The sequence below is a fragment of the Candidatus Poriferisodalis sp. genome (genome assembly GCF_965208895.1).
Classification (GTDB): Bacteria; Actinomycetota; Acidimicrobiia; order Acidimicrobiales; family Poriferisodalaceae; genus Poriferisodalis.
In genome coordinates this window covers 2416163-2433564 of record NZ_OZ242363.1, presented here as the reverse complement: position 1 = coordinate 2433564, position 17402 = coordinate 2416163, and the positions used below count along the sequence as shown (strand labels likewise).

At 68.7% G+C, this 17402-nt stretch carries 13 protein-coding genes and 1 tRNA gene; 4 read left to right on the top strand and 10 right to left on the bottom strand.

All coding sequences use genetic code 11. The features are described from left to right. Positions 1–57: 57 nt before the first annotated feature. The 3 genes from ACOGJB_RS10995 to ACOGJB_RS10985 all read right to left on the bottom strand — a co-directional run bounded on the left by ACOGJB_RS10995 (position 58) and on the right by ACOGJB_RS10985 (position 3825). Positions 58–2034 (bottom strand): methylmalonyl-CoA mutase family protein, encoded by a 1977-nt coding sequence (locus tag ACOGJB_RS10995; RefSeq protein WP_419837182.1) that lies wholly within the window; start codon positions 2032–2034, stop codon positions 58–60. A gap of 91 nt (positions 2035–2125) precedes the next feature. Further along, positions 2126–2833, bottom strand: coding sequence for a leucyl/phenylalanyl-tRNA--protein transferase (gene aat, locus ACOGJB_RS10990; RefSeq protein WP_419837181.1), 708 nt, complete (start codon positions 2831–2833; stop codon positions 2126–2128). 56 nt (positions 2834–2889) lie between these two features. Next, on the bottom strand, positions 2890–3825 hold the full coding sequence (locus ACOGJB_RS10985; protein ID WP_419837180.1) for a peptidylprolyl isomerase: 936 nt from the start codon (positions 3823–3825) through the stop codon (positions 2890–2892). A gap of 104 nt (positions 3826–3929) precedes the next feature. Between ACOGJB_RS10985 and ACOGJB_RS10980 the strand changes: the two genes are divergently transcribed. Continuing rightward, positions 3930–5156 carry an aspartate kinase gene (locus tag ACOGJB_RS10980; protein WP_419837179.1) on the top strand — a complete coding sequence of 409 codons (1227 nt, stop codon included), beginning with the start codon at positions 3930–3932 and terminating at the stop codon, positions 5154–5156. Between the two features lie 73 nt (positions 5157–5229). Next, positions 5230–6249, top strand: a complete 1020-nt coding sequence (locus ACOGJB_RS10975) for an aspartate-semialdehyde dehydrogenase (RefSeq protein ID WP_419837178.1) — start codon at positions 5230–5232, stop codon at positions 6247–6249. A gap of 74 nt (positions 6250–6323) precedes the next feature. Here the strand turns inward: ACOGJB_RS10975 and ACOGJB_RS10970 are convergent, their stop codons facing one another. From ACOGJB_RS10970 to ACOGJB_RS10960, 3 genes are all read right to left on the bottom strand, one after another. Further along, positions 6324–7340, bottom strand: a complete 1017-nt coding sequence (locus ACOGJB_RS10970) for an NAD(P)-dependent oxidoreductase (RefSeq protein WP_419837177.1) — start codon at positions 7338–7340, stop codon at positions 6324–6326. A gap of 93 nt (positions 7341–7433) precedes the next feature. Beyond that, a tRNA-Pro gene (locus ACOGJB_RS10965) sits at positions 7434–7507 on the bottom strand. Between the two features lie 80 nt (positions 7508–7587). Next, positions 7588–7974 (bottom strand): response regulator, encoded by a 387-nt coding sequence (locus ACOGJB_RS10960; RefSeq protein ID WP_419837176.1) that lies wholly within the window; start codon positions 7972–7974, stop codon positions 7588–7590. Positions 7975–8147: 173 nt separating this feature from the next. Between ACOGJB_RS10960 and ACOGJB_RS10955 the strand changes: the two genes are divergently transcribed. Both ACOGJB_RS10955 and ACOGJB_RS10950 read left to right on the top strand, forming a co-directional pair. Further along, positions 8148–9581 (top strand): NfeD family protein, encoded by a 1434-nt coding sequence (locus ACOGJB_RS10955; RefSeq protein ID WP_419837175.1) that lies wholly within the window; start codon positions 8148–8150, stop codon positions 9579–9581. Between the two features lie 169 nt (positions 9582–9750). Continuing rightward, a complete protein-coding gene (locus ACOGJB_RS10950) occupies positions 9751–10017 on the top strand; it encodes a WhiB family transcriptional regulator (RefSeq protein ID WP_419837174.1) in 267 nt (88 codons plus the stop codon). A 108-nt stretch (positions 10018–10125) separates the two neighbouring features. Here the strand turns inward: ACOGJB_RS10950 and selB are convergent, their stop codons facing one another. The 4 genes from selB to ACOGJB_RS10930 form a co-directional block, all read right to left on the bottom strand. Beyond that, entirely contained in the window at positions 10126–11850 is a 1725-nt protein-coding gene (selB, locus tag ACOGJB_RS10945) for a selenocysteine-specific translation elongation factor (RefSeq protein WP_419837173.1), read from the bottom strand. A gap of 46 nt (positions 11851–11896) precedes the next feature. Beyond that, entirely contained in the window at positions 11897–14530 is a 2634-nt protein-coding gene (locus ACOGJB_RS10940; RefSeq protein WP_419837172.1) for a cell wall-binding repeat-containing protein, read from the bottom strand. Between the two features lie 90 nt (positions 14531–14620). Next, positions 14621–15904: an L-seryl-tRNA(Sec) selenium transferase gene (gene selA / locus ACOGJB_RS10935; protein ID WP_419837171.1), complete on the bottom strand. Its 1284-nt coding sequence runs from the start codon at positions 15902–15904 to the stop codon at positions 14621–14623. Between the two features lie 176 nt (positions 15905–16080). Continuing rightward, positions 16081–17271, bottom strand: a complete 1191-nt coding sequence (locus ACOGJB_RS10930; protein ID WP_419837170.1) for an Mrp/NBP35 family ATP-binding protein — start codon at positions 17269–17271, stop codon at positions 16081–16083. Positions 17272–17402: the final 131 nt, after the last annotated feature.

Genomic DNA, 17402 nt, shown 5'->3' with positions numbered 1-17402 from the left:
ACCCTGCGATCCGGCGACCCTTCGGAGAGGTCGGCCCGGATGCGAGCGAAGACACGGTCAGGCTGATCGGGCGCGAGCCCGCTCGGCCAAGCCGGCGATGTCGGCCATGATCGCGGACAGCTCGAAGTCTTTCGGCGTGTAGACGGCGGCCACCCCGGCGTCACGGAGCGCCTGATGATCCGCCGGCGGGATGATGCCGCCAACGATCACCGGTGCACTCACGCCCTCGGCATCGAGGCACGCCAGCACCTCTGGCACGAGTTCGAGGTGGCTGCCCGACAGGATCGACAGGCCGATCACGTCGGGGTCCTCGTCGCGCGCTGTCGCGGCAATGTGGCGCGGAGTCAGCCGAATGCCCTCGTACACGACTTCCATGCCGGCGTCGCGTGCTGCGACCGCTACTTGCTCGGCCCCATTGGAATGACCATCCAAGCCGGGCTTGGCCACCAGCACCCGCGGCGGCCCTCCCGCCATCGCTGCGCATCGCTGGGCCACCGTCGCCAGTGCCGAACCCCGCGAGGTGCCGCCCGCAGCCGCGCCGCCCAAACCGGTCGGCGCGCGGAATTCGCCGAACACCTCGCACAGGGCTTGTGCCCACTCGCCGGTGGTCACCCCGGCATGGGCCGCCTCGATGCTCGGCCCCATGATGTTCACGTCGCCTGAAGCGGCCACCCGCAGGTCGTCCAGCGCCGCGACGACCCGGTTCGAGTTCCGGGCGCTGCGCCAGCGTTCGAGGTCGGCCACCAGCTCGGCTTCCACCGCGGGATCCACCCGCAGGATCGACTCGTCGCCCTCCAGCGGCGACGGCGCCGTCTCGGTGAACTCGTTCACCCCCACCACGGTCAGATCGCCGCTCTCGATCTGGCGCACCCGTTCGGTGTGACTCGCCACCAGCCGCCGCTTCAGTTCGGTGATCGCCGCAAAGGCGCCGCCCATATCGAGCACCTCTGTCAGCTCAGCCTGCGCCGACTCCACCAGCTCAGCCGTCAAGCCTTCTACCACCACCGAGCCGTCGAAGATGTCGCCGTACTCCAGCAGGTCGGTCTCATGGGCCAGCACCTGCTGGATTCGCAGCGACCACTGCTGGTCCCATGGGCGTGGGAGTCCCAGCGCTTCATTCCAGGCAGGCAGCTGCAGCGAGCGGGTCCGGGCTCGCTGCGACAGCGTGACGCCGAGGGCTTCGAGGGTGATCCGGGCCACGTTGTTCTCCGGCTGTGCCTCGGTGAGCCCGAGCGAGTTCACCTGTACGCCGTAGCGGAACCGTCGCATCTTGGGGTCGGCCACCCCGTAGCGATCGGCACAGATCTGGTCCCACATCTGGGTGAAGGCCCGCACCTTGCAGACCTCTTCGATGAAGCGGATGCCCCCGTTCACGAAGAACGAGATGCTGCCCACGGTGGCATCGAACCGGTCCGGGGGCACCTTGCCGCTGTCACGCACCGCGTCCAGCACGTCGATGGCGGTCGCCAGCGCGTAGGCGATCTCCTGGGTGGGTGTGGCTCCGGCCTCCTGCAGGTGGTAGCTGCACACGTTGATCGGGTTCCACTGCGGCACGTGCTGCGAGCAGTACGCCACGACATCAACCGTGAGGCGGCGGCTGGCCTCGGGGCTGTATATGTGCGTGCCCCGGCTCAGGTACTCCTTCACGATGTCGTTCTGGGTGGTGCCCCGCAGCGCCTGCGGCGCGACACCGGCGTTGCGCGCGTTGGCGATATAGAGGCTGAGCAGCCACGGCGCGGTGGCGTTGATGGTCATGGAGGTGTTCATGGCATCGGGCGGGATGCCGTCCATGAGCTGAGCCATGTGGCCCAGGTGGGTGACGGGGACGCCCACCTTGCCCACCTCGCCGCGCGCCATCGGGTGGTCAGGGTCGTAGCCGGTCTGCGTCGGCAGGTCGAACGCCACGGACAGCCCGGTCTGGCCCTTGGCCAGCATCGAGCGGTACAGCTCGTTGGACGCCCGGGCTGTGGAATGCCCCGAGTACGTGCGCATGAGCCACGGCCGCGTGCGCCGTGGCGATTCAGTGCCTGTCACAGCCGTGAACGCTAGGCCCTAGCCGGATCGCTGAGCCGCTGAGGACTCGAGCCGGGAGGCACAGATGCCGCCTCCCCAGCGGGCTCGGCTCCTAGCCGTCGAGCATGCGGAAGACCATCGGGCGCAGCCAGATTTCGGGCAGCGGCCGGGTGATGGCTTCAGCCAGCAACTCCAGGTACGCCGCGCGCTCGACCTCCACGGCGCCCAGCCCAGCCAGGTGCGGCGTAGACCATTGCACGTCGAGCAGTGCGCCCCCCGTCACCTTCATCGCATCCACCAGGGCCACCAGCGCGACCTTGGAGGCGTCGCTCTCGGTGTGGAACATCGACTCGCCGGCGAAGAGCGCGCCGACGGCCACGCCGTACAGGCCGCCCACCAGTTCGTCGTCGAGCCAGGTTTCCACGCTGTGGGCCCACCCCAGCTCGTGCAGCTGGAGGTAAGCGGCGTGCATGTCGTCACTGATCCAGCCATGCGGGCGGGCGGGATCGGCGCATGATTCCAGCACCTGTTCGAAGGCGGTGTCGATGCGGATGTCGAAGCGCTTGCAGGCCCGCCGCAACGAACGGCTGACCCGCAGGTAGCTGAGCGGCAGGATGCCGCGCGGGTCGGGCGACCACCAGCCGACGGTGTCGCCCAGCGGCATGGGGAACAGTCCTGCCCGGTAGGCACCGAGCAGCGTGCCCGCTTCGAGGTCTGCCCCAGCCCCGACCAGGCCGTTTTCATCCGCGGTGGACGCCGGTGGGAACGACCATCCCGACGCGTCTGGCTCCGTCGGGCCGTCTTCAGACTGGCGCTGCATCGGAGCGAGCCTACGCCTGATCGGTTCGCTGCGCCCGGCCTGCCAGCGTGTCTGCGCTAGCTGCGCGCATCGGTGTACGCGTCGATCTGGGCCTCGGTGGCCTCGCTGATCGTCACGCTGCGCACCACGACCTCGTCGACCGGCTCGGCGCCGGCGCCGGTCGCCACGTCTTCGATCTCCATCACGACGTCCAAGCCCTCGACGACATGGCCGAGCGGTGAGTACAGCGGCGGCAGCCCTGCGCCGTCGTCGCCGGTGATGATGAAGAACTGCGAGCCGTTGGTGGCGGGATTGCCCCGGTTGGCCATCGCCACCGAGCCGATCCGGTACCAGTCGTCGGCTGGCGGGAAGTCGCCCGTGAACTGGTAGCCGGGACCGCCCCTGCCGTACTGCAGTTGCACGTCGCCGCCCTGCACGACGAAGTTGGCGATGATCCGGTGGAACAGCGTCCCGTCGTAGGCGCCCCAGCGGCCGAGCACCACGAAGTTGTTGACGCTGAGGCGATCCAGCGACGGGTCGAGGACCATCGTGAAGGCGCCCATGTTGGTGTCGAAGCTCGCGGCGTACAGCGTTTCGACGTCGATGCACAGCGGGGGCGGTGCGTCGAACTGGTTGAGCGGGCCATCGCTGCCGTCTTCAGCGGGGCAACTCGCCGGATCCGCCGCGGGGGCTGCGGTGGTCGTAGCGGCCACGGCGTCAGTGGCATCCGGCGCCTCGTCGGTCGCCTCGTCGCTCGTATCGCCGGTCGGCTCGTTGGTCTCGAACGTCGTGACCGCGGGTGCGCCAGCCTCGGCGTCGGTCGCAACGTCGTCGCTCTCGTCGTCACCGCCTGAGAACGTGCTCCACAGCCACAGCCCCACCAGCACGGCGACCACGGCGAGCACGACGCGCAGCACTTTGCGCCCCACGGTGGAGCGCTTCTTGGCGCGCTCGGCCTCGGCCACCGCCCGCATGCGGTTCTCTCGCTGGCGTTGTCTCTTCTCGCTGCTCATAAAGACCCCTGACCAGTACCGGCGGTCACACTACCGACGCCCCAGCACGCCCGGCGCGGCACCCCAGCACCCCCTCGGACGCCTGCCCGTTACCCTCGCCCGACGTGCCGCTCGTAGTGCAGAAGTTCGGTGGAACGTCGGTCGCCAGCGCGACGCGCATGCGCGAGGTTGCCGATCATGTGAAGCACTGCCGCAGCCGCGGCGACGAGATCGTTCTCGTGGTGAGCGCCATGGGCTCCGAAACCGACGAGCTCATCGCGCTGGCCACGCAGATCTCCGACGAGCCGTCGGGCCGCGAGATGGACATGCTGATCACGGCGGGCGAGCGCAAGGCGATCGCGTTGTTGTGCATGGCACTGCACGACGCGGGTGTCCCGGCCGACTCGTTCACCGGCAGCCAGGCGGGCTTTCTCACCGACACCAACCATCGCAACGCCAAGATCCTGTCGGTCGCGCCCAAGCGGGTGACCGAGTCGCTCGAAGCCGGGCGGGTCGCTGTCGTGGCGGGGGCGCAGGGCGTGTCCACCGACAACGATGTGACGTTCCTGGGCCGCGGCGGCTCGGACACGACCGCGGTGGCGCTGGCGCACGGTCTCGGCGCTGACGCCTGCGAGCTCTACACCGACGTGTCCGGGGTGTTCACGACCGATCCACGGGTGTGCCCCAACGCCCGCAAGATCGCTCGCATCGGGTTCGACGAGCTGCTCGAGATGACTGCGATGGGCTGCCCCAAGCCGGCTGCCCGATCGGTCGAGGTTGCCCGCACGTACGGCGTTCGGTTGCACGTGCGCTCGGCATTTACGTGGGAACCGGGAACATGGGTCGTCGATACGGAGTCAGGCATGGACGCGAGAGAGATGGAAAAGCCGATCGTGACCGGCATCGTGCCGGACACATCGCAAGCCAAGGTGACGCTGGTCGGCGTGCGTGACGAGCCGGGCATCGCTGCCAAGGTGTTCCGCACCCTCGCCGACGCGGCGGTCATCGTCGACATGATCGTGCAGAACGTGGGCGATCATGACCGCACGGACATCTCGTTCACCGTGCCCGCAGACAGCGCCGATGAGGTGCGAGCCATCTGCGAGGGCATGGTCGACACGGTGGGTTTCTCATCGACGAACACCGATGCCGGCATCGCCCGGGTGTCGCTCGTGGGCGCGGGCATGGCCAGCCATCCCGGCGTGGCCGCCACCATGTTCGAGACGCTGGCCGCCCAGCACATCAACATCGAGATGATCTCCACCTCGCCGATCCGCATCTCCTGCGTAGTAGCCGAAGCCGACGTAGACCGAGCCACGGTCGCCCTCCACACAGCCTTCGGCCTGGATTGACCAGGCGAATCAGACACAGCCTGGACTGAAAATCACAGGAGCCCGCTAAACGGGCCTCGGTAGCCTCGTTGGCATGCGTGTAGGAATCGTCGGAGCCACCGGTCAAGTAGGCGGCGTCATGCAGGCCATTTTGGCCGAGCGAAGCTTCCCCATCGACGAGTTGCGCTTGTTCGCGTCAGCGCGCTCAGCAGGGCGCAAGATCCAGTGGAACGGCAGTGAGATCGCCGTCGAGAATGCCGCTGAAGCCGACTACAGCGACCTCGACATAGCGCTCTTCTCCGCCGGCAAGACCACGTCGCTGGCGATCTCCGAGCACGTCGCTTCCCAGGGCCCGACGGTCATCGACAACTCCTCGGCGTGGCGCATGGATCCCGACGTCCCGCTCGTGGTGCCAGAGGTCAACGCCAAAGAGGTGTTCAACGCCCCCAAGGGGATCATCGCCAACCCCAACTGCACGACGATGGCCGCGATGCCCGTGCTGGCGCCGCTGCACACCGAGGCCGGCTTGGTGTCGATGGTGGCCGCGACCTACCAGGCGGTGTCCGGAGCAGGCCTCGCAGGCGTCGACGAACTCGACCGCGCGCTCGACGCGACGATCGACGGTGTGGCTGCGCTCACCTATGACGGAGGGGCCGCTGTCCATCCCCCGCACGACAAGTTCCCCGGCCCGATTGCCCACAACGTGCTCGCTCAGGCAGGCAGCTTCGTCGACGACGGCACCGGGGAGACCGATGAGGAGCAGAAGCTTCGAAACGAGAGCCGCAAGATCCTGGGAATCCCCGATCTCGCGGTGTCAGGCACCTGCGTCCGGGTACCGGTCTTCACGGGCCACTCGCTGTCGCTGAACCTGCGCTTCGAACGCCCGATCTCACCCGAACGAGCCACCGAGCTGCTCGCCGATGCACCCGGCGTAGAGCTGGCCGAGGTGCCCACCCCGCTGCAAGCCGCAGGCCAAGACCCGTCCTACGTAGGCCGCATCCGCCGCGACCCCACAGTCGAGCACGGCCTGGCCCTCTTCGTAGTAGGCGACAACCTCCGCAAAGGCGCCGCCCTCAACGCAGTCCAGGTCGCCGAGGTCCTCTCGGCGACGTGAGGCATGGTGCCGAGGTCCTCTCGGCGACGTAAGACACAGCGCAGAGACAGTCGCCCCCGCAGCGGGCGCAGGAGTCAACTGCGGCGCGCCGACACTTCAGCGCCCGGCACTTCGGGCTCGTCGTCGACGATCTCGGCGGGAAAGCCGGGCGCCGTGATGGTGCGCCCCGTGGCCTCCTCGAGCCGCCGGATGATGTTCGGCGACCACTCCCGCTCGCCGTAACGGGCCGCACCGTCGGCGAACACATCCACCAGCACCGGCGACAGCTCCAGCGGCAGGTCGTGCTGCGCCGCGATGTCGGCGAACAGCCCGATGTCCTTGCACACCAAGTCCATGGTGAAGTTGATGTCACGCGAGCCGTTCAGGATCACCTGGCTCTCGGTCTCGTGGACGAACGAATTGCCTGAGCTGATGCGGATGGCCTCATACGTCGTCGCCAGGTCCATGCCGGCGGCGTGAGAGGTGACAAGCGCCTCGCACAGCGAGACCAGGTTGGCGGTGGCCAGGTAGTTCGTCACCACCTTCAGAATCGATGCCGAGCCCAGCGGCCCGGTGTGCAGGATGCGCCGCCCCATGGCCCTCAGCAGCGGCAGCATCGCCTCGAAGGTGTCGCGCTCGCCGCCGGCAAAGATCGAGATGTTGCCGGTGGCGGCCCGATGGCATCCGCCCGACACCGGGCAGTCGATGGCGGCGGCCCCCACCGCTTGCACCTGTGCCCCCAGCCGGCGCACCTCGTGGTGGTCGGTAGTGCTCATCTCAGCCCAGATCTTGGGCCTCGAACGGGATGAGCCGGACGCGGCGGCCGAGGCGAACCCGGCCAGTACCCCGTCGGGCGCCTCGAGCACCGCCGCGGACGCAGCAGGCGTCGGCAGGCAAGTGATCACCACATCGCAGCGCTCCGCCAGCTCAGCACCCGAGGAAGCCTCACCAGCACCAGCATCCACAAAAGGCGCCATAACCGCCCGATCCAGATCGCGAACAACCAGCTCAAACCCGTTGCGCTGCAAAGACCCGGCCAGCTTCCCCCCAACATTCCCAAGCCCGACAAACCCCACCCGAGCACCAGTCGCCCTCGCGTCACCATCCGCCACGCCGCCACCTCGCAGAATCAGCGCTCAAGACCGGAGCCTTGCGCCCTTCTATTGTCGCGAGCGAGGGCGAAGCCCTTTCGCTCGCATGAGACGTCGGGCAGGCGGGATTTGAACCCACGACCTCTTCGTCCCGAACGAAGCGCGCTACCAACCTGCGCCACTGCCCGTTTGCAACCGCCATTGGCAGATTGCTTCGGCTGAAGTTACCGGTCCTGCCAGCGCGGGCGCTACAGCAATGCTGGACCGCTCAGGTCGTGCTTGCCGCATCGGCTTGCAGCAGCTCCTGCGCCGTACGCCGCAGCAGCAGCGGATTGAGCGGCTTGACCAGCCACGCGTCGGCCTCGGAGCGTCGGGCCAGGAAGACGTCGGCCTCACGATCGGCGAGCATCAGCACGGGCACCCGTGGCAGCCTGCCCACGCCCGATTCGAGGCGCAAGTCCAAGCAGGTGGCCATGCCGCCCATGTTGCCGATCTGAAAGTCCAAGATCACCAAGTCGGGCGTGCTTGCCTTCACCGCGGGTCGTACGTCTTGACCTGATCGCACCACCCGGAACGTCACCTCGGGAGCGGAGAGCGCGGCGGCCACCTCTTCGACCACCCAATCGGCGTCGGTGGCGAGCAGCACATCGGTCACGGTGGCGCAGCGTAATGGGGTCGGCGGTGCCCGGCGTCGGGCCGTTCGGACCACGGCTCTTCCCTGCGCTTTCGGTTCTCGTCCCCAGTCTTCATGCGGTTGGGCTTACGGGCCGTTCGGGCCCGTAAGCCCAGCCTCTAGAGTTCGTGCGGCCGCCAATCCAGGGAGCCTGGGTGATCGCACGTCAGCATCGTCGCCGGGTCGCGCGCCTGGGGGCCTCGTTGCTGCTGCTGAGCGCGGTGCTGGGCTTGGCTGCCACCGCGGCGTCTGCTCACGACGAGTCGGGCCCCGACTCGCACGAGTCTGAGACCCCCCAGATCGTCGGCGAAGAACGCCCGCGCCTGATCGTCGTAGTGGAGGTCAACGGACTGCTCGACCCGATCATGGCCTCGTACATCAAGCGGCAGCTGGTCTCCGCGTCAGGTCTCCACGCGGTCGGCGTGGTGCTGCAGATCGACAGCGCCGGGACCACGCTCGATGACGACGCCTTGGTCGAATTGGCTGACGGCGTGCGGCTCGCGCACCTGCCGGTGGGTGCGTGGGTCGGTCCCAGCGGGGCGCAGGCGCTGGGGGGTGCCGCCCACTTGGTCACCGCAGCCGACTTCGCCGCGATTGCGCCTGGAGGCCGCATCGGCGACTTCACCGCGGTCGAGGGATTCATCCATGCCCACGGATCCGGCGCTGACCGAGGTGACGCCGGCGGTGTTCACAGCCACGACGATGACGGGCTCCACTCGGGAGCGAGCGTCCGGTACTTCGACGCCGACACTGCCATGGGTGCAGGTCTGATCCACAGCACGGCACCGGTGATCGGCGAGTTCCTCTTCGCCATGTCCGACGCGGGCGTCCTGCCAGCCATCGGGCAGAACGTGACCGGCGACGACGGCGTGGTCCGACGGGCCCCGGCTGACGACGTGGTCGTCTCGTTCGTGAAGCTGCCGGTGCTCGACGGCCTGTTCCACTCCGCTGCCAGCCCTGCGGTTGCCTACTTGCTGCTGCTCGCCGGGCTGTCGCTGCTGTTGCTCGACTTCTACACCGGCGGAATCGGCATCGCGGCAATCGTCGCCGCATCGTGCGGGCTGCTTGCTGCGTTCGGCTTGGGGACGCTCGACATCCGGCTGTGGGCGCTGGCGCTGATCTTCGTGGGCTTCGTGGCGTTCGCGGTGGACATCCAGACAGGTGTGCCGCGCTTTTGGACTCTGGCGGGCGGCGTGGCAGTGCTCGCCGGGTCGCTGACGCTGTTCGGGCAGCACTCGATGAGCTGGATCCCGCTGCTCGTGGGTCTCGTCGGTGTCGGCGTGTTCGTGCTGTCGGGCTTGCCTGCGCTGGTGCGCACTCGTTACGGCACTGCGACGGTAGGCCGGGAGTGGCTGATCGGCGTGGCGGGGATCGCGGTGACCGATATCGATCCCGAAGGGACCGTCGAAGTTCACGGCGCCCGGTGGCGGGCCAGGGTGAACCGTCTCACTCCGCTGCAAGCGGGCGAACCGTTGCTTGTCAGCGGCCTAAATGGGGTGGTGCTGGAGGTGGAACCGCTCGAGGGCGCGGCCGTGGATTACCGCGAAATGCGCCGACGGCCCGAGCGGCCCGTGAGCCCAATCCCATGAAGACTGGGAACGCGAGCGGGGCATGAGAGCCAGCAGAGCGGCGCGCACAGATGCTCGCGCAGCCTGCCAAAACGGGCCGATGCGACGGTTTCCGAAACCGAATGAGGTTTCGTTTACTCTTGTCAAGTGAATTTTCGTGTTCTAGGGTCCCCCCCGACAAGGGGGGCATATGAGCGCTTTGTTGGTTGAGGAGTGGCAGGACAGCGCAGCTTGTCGAGGACCTCAGGCGGCGGTGTTCTTCCCGCCGCCCCGCACGGAGCGGCGGGACGAGAAGGCTGAGCGCGAGGCGCGGGCGAAGGCCATCTGCGACCAGTGCTCGGTCGTCAGCGACTGCCTGGAACACGCTCTGGATGTCGGTGAAGCCCATGGCATCTGGGGCGGGCGCAACGAGATTGAGCGCCGCAACATGCTGCTCCTGCGCGCTGACGACAACTAGCGCCCTACCCACCGAGCCCGCAGCCGCAGCCAACGCGTCGCTGTTCGCCGCGCCGCCACTCATGGTGTCGCGAGCGAGGGCGACACGCTCTCGCTCGCAGGATGCGGCTCAATCCGATTCCGCTGGCAGCCTCGGTCCGGCGATGCGCAGATCTCCCCGCCGCCGTGTCACCCCCGTCCGGTCCAGGTGGCCCACCAACGGCAGCGCGTACTTCCGGGTGGTGCCGAGTTCCTCGCGAATCTCCGCGACGGTGACGCCTTCGGGTTGAGCGCGGAGCAGGCCGGCGATGCGCTCGGCTGCAGCGGTAACAGCATCGGCCGCGAACCAGATCCCGTCCGCATGCACCAGGTCGCCACGCGCCGACAGCGCCAAGAGCTCCCGCTGGCTGACGCCGCTCACCGCAGGCGGGGCGAAGGGCGACGCTGCCAACTCGGCGATCACCGGGTGATCGGCGAGAACGTCGGCTGCATCGGCGCGTCGGGCCCTGCCGGCTTCGATCACGATCCCTTCGAGCGTGTCCATGGCAAGCCGCTGCCGTTCGTCGAGCGCAGCGAGGTCCAGGCCGAGCGGGCCGGCACGCTCGATCTGGTCCCGAAGATCGTCGACGAGCGCCTCGAGCAGCTCTGGGGGTGCCACCCAGTCGCCCAGCACGGGCTCGGGGCGTTCGCCGGTCAGCCGCTCGAGCTGGCTCGCTTCGACCCACCCGCGCTCGGCGATCATGCGCTTCGCGCGGGCGTCGGGCTTGGCGACCGAGGCTCGCAACTGCGGGTCGGGATCGAGGACGGTGCCGCCGCCGATGGTCTGTCCCCGACCGAAGTCCCGCAGCACGAAGCGGTCACCCACGACGAGCGGCAGCGCGATGGGCAAGTGCAGCCGGGCATAGCCGGTCTCGCCGGGGGCGATGCGTTCGGGCCCGAGCACGCGCAGCCGCACCGGCCACTCGCCCGATCCGAGATACAGGGCGTAGGCGCCCCGCCGGGTCACATCGCTGCCGAGGCCGTCCAGCACCGTGAGCTCCACGTCGACACTGCGGGTGTGGTGCCACTGGTCGCGTCGCACCAGGGCGATGCCTCGTCCGAGATCGTCGGCGTCGACACCGGTGAGATTGAGCGCGACACGGTGACCCGGGCCGATCTGCTCGACGGTCGTGCCTTGGGTCTGGATCGCTCGCACCCGTGCTGGGTGGCCTCCCGGCGCCGTCCGCAGCTCGTCGCTGGTCGAGACGCTGCCGCCAGCGAGCGTGCCGGTCACGACTCGCCCGGCGCCGGTCGCGGCGAACGACCGGTCGATCCACAGTCGGGGCCGGTCGCGGTCGGCTGCTGTGGGTGTGGCGGCGCAGAGGTCATCGAGGGCAGTCCGCAGCTCGTCCAGACCGGTGCCGTCGATGGCGTCGGTGGCGACCACCGGCGCGTGCTCGAGGAATGTGCCCTCGACATGCTCGGCGACGTCCAGCCGGGCCAGCTCGGCCAGTTCGTCATCGACGAGACCGATCTGGCTGAGCACCACCACGCCGTGGGAGATGCCCAGCAGATCCAGGATCGCCAGATGTTCGGCCGACTGCGGCTTCCAGCCCTCCGGCGCCGCCACGACGAACAGGGAGGCGTCCACCGCTCCCACGCCGGCCAGCATGTTCTTCACGAAGCGGATGTGGCCGGGCACGTCGACGAAGCTGACCTGCCTGCGGGAGGGCAGCGTGCAGAACGCGAAGCCGAGGTCGATAGTGAGCCCGCGCGCTTTCTCCTCGGCCAACCGGTCGGGGTCGGTGCCGGTGAGCGCACGCACCAGTGTCGACTTGCCGTGATCCACGTGCCCTGCCGTGCCGACGATGTGCACGCCGCCAGCATGCCCCGCCGGTGCGGCGACCCGGCGCTCTCAGGCTCTAGGGGCCCTCGAAGCGTAAGACGACCTGCCGTAGGTTGGGGTTGCCTGCGAGGTCGGTGATGGCGTTCGACCGCACGAACGCGCTCGACTCTGTGCTGGGCAGGCCGTCGCTGCGTTCTGACTGGATCCGCGCCACGAGCGTCCCTGGGCGAACTCCCGGTGTGGTCGTGTCGCAGACGGCCCTGTCTGGCTCGATCGAGTCGGATCCGTCGGCTTCGCCATCGACGAAGATGACGTCGCTGCCACCGAAAGTGAAGCCGTCGAGGGCGAAGTCGGTGGCGCCGTCACCGTCGGCGTCGATCTCGATCAGGCGCGTCCGCGCTTGCTCGTTGCTCAATACGTCGCATTCCCGCGCCACCTCGGTCCAGTACACGGCGAGGTCCACGGTGCTGGCGCCGCCCGCGAACCGCTTGCGCCCGCCGGTGTCGATCGGCGTGTCGAAGTCGAGGCCCAGCCGCTCGACGGTGAACAACTGGTTGAAGGCGCGACGAGCCTCGAGGTCGTCGGCCACCTCGCCGATGGTTGCCGCGTCAGTCGAACTGGACAGTGCCACTACCAAGATGTGCTGGTTCGTGGCGGACACTTGCACCGACGTGGTCTGGGTGACCGACCAACTGCTCGGGCGGCGGCTGCGCACGTCGAGATCGATGGTCCACTCGTTGCCGACCGTGCCGTCTATCGCGGTACCGGGCTTGGCAGTGATCTTCAGCGCCTCGCCGGGGATTTGGGCGTCGCCTGCGGTGAGCGTTACCGATGCTTGGGAGACCGGATGCGGCTCGGTCACGGTGATCCGGCTGACGCGTGGCGCCGTGGTGTCGCGAGTCACGATCCGCCTGATCGCCTTGCCAGCATTGCCCGCGAGGTCGCGTAGCTGGCTGGAGGCGATCGAAATGCTGTCTCCGATCTTGAGGCTGTCGCCGAACGACGTCGGCACGGCCACATCGAACCTGACGACCCCGGCGGGTACCGTCACCTGCTCTGACACAGAGCTGATGCCGCTGCGCCGGAACACCACGGTCACGGAGTCGTCACCAGCCCGCAGCGGCTCATCGGCTTCGATCCATATCTTGCTGCTGCCCTGCGCTGCGTTCAGTGCCAGCGTCGGCGGTGTTTCGTCGGCTGCGACGAAGTAGTCGACGCGGCCGACGCGCCGGCTGCCTGTCGCGATTTGGATCTTGCCATCCAAGATGCCGATGCGGTCACGGCCTTGCAGCGGCGTCACGCACCCGGTCGGCACGGTCGCATCGGTTTCGAGCAGCGCCCCGGAGAGTGTCAGCACGGCCTTGGTGGTGCTCGTCTCGTTTCCGGCGTCGATGAGGCCTTCCACCTCCTCGGGCCTGAAGGGCGCGTTGCCGTAGAAGTAGTTGGCGACATTCGTGGCGTCGGGGGTGCGCACCGGTGCGGCGAACGTGACGGCGATGTGGCATCCGCCGTCGAACGCCTCCAGGGTTGCGCCCAAGGCCACCAGCGTTGCGGCCCTCATCGCGCTGTCCACCGCCCGGCTCCCCACCGCCGCGGTGCCGCCGAACACGGTGATGCGCAGCTTGCCAGCGGTATCGCCGACCACGTAGTCGTCCGACCTCAGGAATTCCCCAACCGTCAACGGCAGAGCGTCGCGCTCGGTCAGCAGCAGCGGCGCGCACAGCTCGCCGAGCAGCGGCCCGCTGACGATGGCATCGGGTGAGCGCCATCCGTAGGCGAGGCCGATGTCGCCGCTGTCGTCGAAGCACTGTTGCGGCGGGTCGGTGCCCAGCAGTTCTTCGGCGATGTCGATTGCCGTCGCAAAACGATCGGTGCCTTGCCAGCGCTGCGTGGTGATGCCCAGGCCTTTGACGCTGTTCTCGACTGCTGTGCTCACTGCCGCAGTGCCGCCCAGGATGACGACGTGGTCGGTGAGGCTGTCGCGCAGGAACGTCGGCACTGCCGCAGGCAGCTCTGATTGGGGGATCAGCAGGATCGGATGCTCGCCGCGGTAGGCGAGCGGGCCCGCTGCGAGCGCATCGGCGAAGTTCTCGCCGGTGGCCAGCAGCACCGTACGGCCTCTGCCCGGGATCTCTCCCGGTGAGCCCGGCGACCAGCCCACCAGTCCGGCGATCGCCGCGGCGGCGTCGACCGCAGTGCCGACATCGGCGATGCGGTTGACCGTCACGCCGTTGATCGCGGCGACGTCGACCTCGACGCCGGCCGACACCACATCCTCGTTGCCCACGATGTACACGGTGGTGATGGCCGGACGGGCGAGAAACGTGGCAACGGCGGATGGCAGCTCGTCGGGCGCTGTCAACAGCACCGGTGCGCTGTGCAGCTTCGCAAGCGCCGGTGTGGGCAGCGTGTAGCCGAAGTGCTCGTCGAGACCCGAGGTGAGAATGACCGTGTCGACCGTCGGCTGGCCGGCGGTGCTCTCCACTTCAGTCACGTAGGCCTCTGCCACCTTGACTGCGGTCGTGTAGCGGTCGGTGCCCGAGAGGCGAGTGGGCTTCTCCACGTCCGCCGCTGCGCCCATTGCCGGGCTGTGCGCTGTGGCGAGCACGCTCGCTGCGAGCGCCAATGCCACCAGTGCCCGCCCGATCTTGCGAACCGAATACCGATTACTGCATCGGCACAGACCGTCTGTCTTTCTGCGCCGTGGCATGCCTGCATCCCATCGAGGTGATCAGTCAACAAGGGTAAGACACCGGCTGTAAAGGCGGTGCGCCGGGCTGGTGTGTGGCGCGATGCGCGACTATTCGCTGAGCGCTCGGCGCACCGCGGCGGCCACGTCGTCGTCGTCGGCGGGGTCGACGGTGCGCAGGTCGATCACGGTCGTCTGCTCGTTGACGCGGGCGATGACTGGCGGGTCGTGTGCCCGTAGCGCGGCCGCGAAGTCGCCGTCGAGCTCGATGCCGGCGGACGGGATCTCCTGGCCGGGCAGTGACCCGGCGCCGGCTAGCGCGCTCGTGCGTGCCGGTCGTCCGACGCGGAGGGCCTCGGCCCGCTCGGCCAGCTCTTCGATGGGTGTCGAAGCCATGCGCCAGAACGGGATCGCGTCGCCATCGCGTCGCAGGTAGGCCAGCGCCACCGACTGCAGCGCGTCGAGCACCAGCGATCCGGGCCGGAACGCCCGCATCAGCGGGTGCGCAGCGCAGGCTGCGATCAGATCAGCTCGGCCGCAGATGATCCCCGCCTGGGGCCCGCCCATCAGCTTGTCGCCCGAGAACGTGACCAGCGCCGCGCCCTCGGCCAGCGTCTGACGGGCACCGGGCTCGCCGGCCAGCCAGTCGGGGCGCTGTCCCAGCCACGGGCAACGCTCGTCCAGCAGGCCCGATCCCAGGTCTGACACCACCGGCGGCCCGATCTTGGCAAGGTCCGCCACGTCGGCTTCCTCGGTGAAGCCGGTGATGCGGTAGTTGGACGGGTGTACCTTCAGCAGCAGCGCAATGTCGCCGCGCTCGGTGGCGGCCCGGTAGTCGGCGGCCCGGGTTCGGTTGGTGGTGCCCACCTCGACGAGCTGGGCACCTGACTGTTCCATCACCTCAGGCACCCGGAAACCGCCGCCGATCTCCACCAGCTCGCCCCGTGACACCGCCACCCCACGGTCACGCGCCAGCGCCGCCAGCACCAACGTCACGGCGGCGGCGCAGTTGTTGACGACGAGAGCGGCCTCAGCACCGGTCAGCGTCGCCAGCAGCAACGAGGCATGGGTGGTGCGCGAGCCGCGCCGACCCGATGCCAGATCGAATTCCAGATTGGTGAACCGCACCGGACCGTCGGCGCCGGCTTCCAGCCCCAGCGGAGCCCGACTGTAATGACGGCCGAGCGGAGCTCGGCCCAGATTCGTGTGCAGCAGTACGCCCGTGGCATTGACAGCCGGCCCCAGCAGGCTCCGCCGCAACCGGTGCGCCTCATCAACCGCCGAGTCGGGGTCCCCAGCCGCAATAGCCGCCCGCGCAGCAATGACCAGCAAAGGATGCGGCAAACCCACGTCCGCGATCCGCAGCGCCAGGTCGTTCACCGACGGCGGCCTCATCGCCCGGACACTACCGGCACCCCGGTCAAGCGCTAGCGGGAGAGCACAGAACACCAAGGGGTGCGGCGGCGTCGCCCACCGGGCGTGTATTGCAGCGCCACGACGACGACGGCGAGAGTTACGCCCGGCGCGGCGCTCTCACCCAGGCGGTGGTGCCGGCGCACTCCGGGCGTGCGTTACCGGCGAACGCCAAGCTCCACTGGAATAGGGCCGTCCATGCGAGCCGTGCAAGTCCCCATATCCACCGGCGGGCAGATCTCGCAAACCAGCAGCTCGGTGATCGACTCGAACACCTCCGCCGCAGCACCACCAGCTCCACCACCGGCAACAGGCGCCCCGGCATCTCCACCAGCCGACACTGCGGGCTCCAGCGGGATCGAGCCCAGCAAGGGCACGCTCAGGTCGGCCGCCAAGCGCTCCCCGCCGCCCTCGCCGAAGAACGACCAGCGCTGCCCGTCGGGCGCCTCGAATGGACCCATGTTCTCCACGACGCCCACGATCGGCATATGGCTGCGGCGCGCCATGTCAGCCACGCGCACAGCCACCTTCTGCGCGCTCAGCGCGGGTGTGGTCACCACCAGCATCTCGGCCTGAGGCAGCAGCCGAGCGAGCGCCATCTGCACGTCGCCGGTGCCGGGGGGCATGTCGATGAGCAGGTAGTCCATCTCGCCCCAGTCCACGTCGTGCAGGAACTGCTCGACGGCCTTGGCGAGCATGAGTCCCCGCCACATCAGGGCGGTTTCCTCGGTCTCCACCAGCAGTCCGGTCGACACGACCTTCAGCAGGCCGTCGCCGGCAGCGAGCTCGTCGGGCACGATCTTGCCCCGCTCCTCGCCCTCGCCGGGAGGCCGGGCGCCGAGGCGACCCTCCAAGCCGAGCATGCGGGGAATGCTGAATCCCCAGATGTCTGCGTCCAGCACGCCCACGACGAAGCCGCGTGCGGCCAGCGCTGCCGCCAAGTTTACGGTCACCGACGACTTGCCCACGCCGCCCTTGCCTGAGGCCACTGCCAGCACGCGCGTGCTGGCGTGCACCTGCGTCGGCGCAGCGTTGTCGCGCGCGGTGCGGCGGGCACGCTCCATCACCCGGGCCTTCTCTGCAGCGTTCAGCTCGTCCCAGTGCAGCCGCACCTGCTCGATGCCTGCCAGACCGGCGACCCGCGTCTCGCAATCTCGCTTGATGGTGGCGCGCAGCGGGCAGCCGGCGGTGGTCAAGGCCACGGTCACGTGCCCGGTGGTGCCTTCGCGGTAGGCGTTGCGCACCATGCCCAGGTCGACGATGTTGTCGCCCAGTTCAGGGTCCATGACGCCGCGCAGGATCGAGATCATCGCCTCGTCATTGGCGGGGGCATCGGCGGACGCGCTCACGGGGCGCAGGGTAATGGCGTCGTGCGCAGGCCCACCGGCCGGGAGCTGCGCCAGCCCAGGTGCGGGGGTCAGCGGGCAGCACACGTTGCGGGGCCGACCTGTGCAATCACGTGCTGTGGCACTAGCATCGG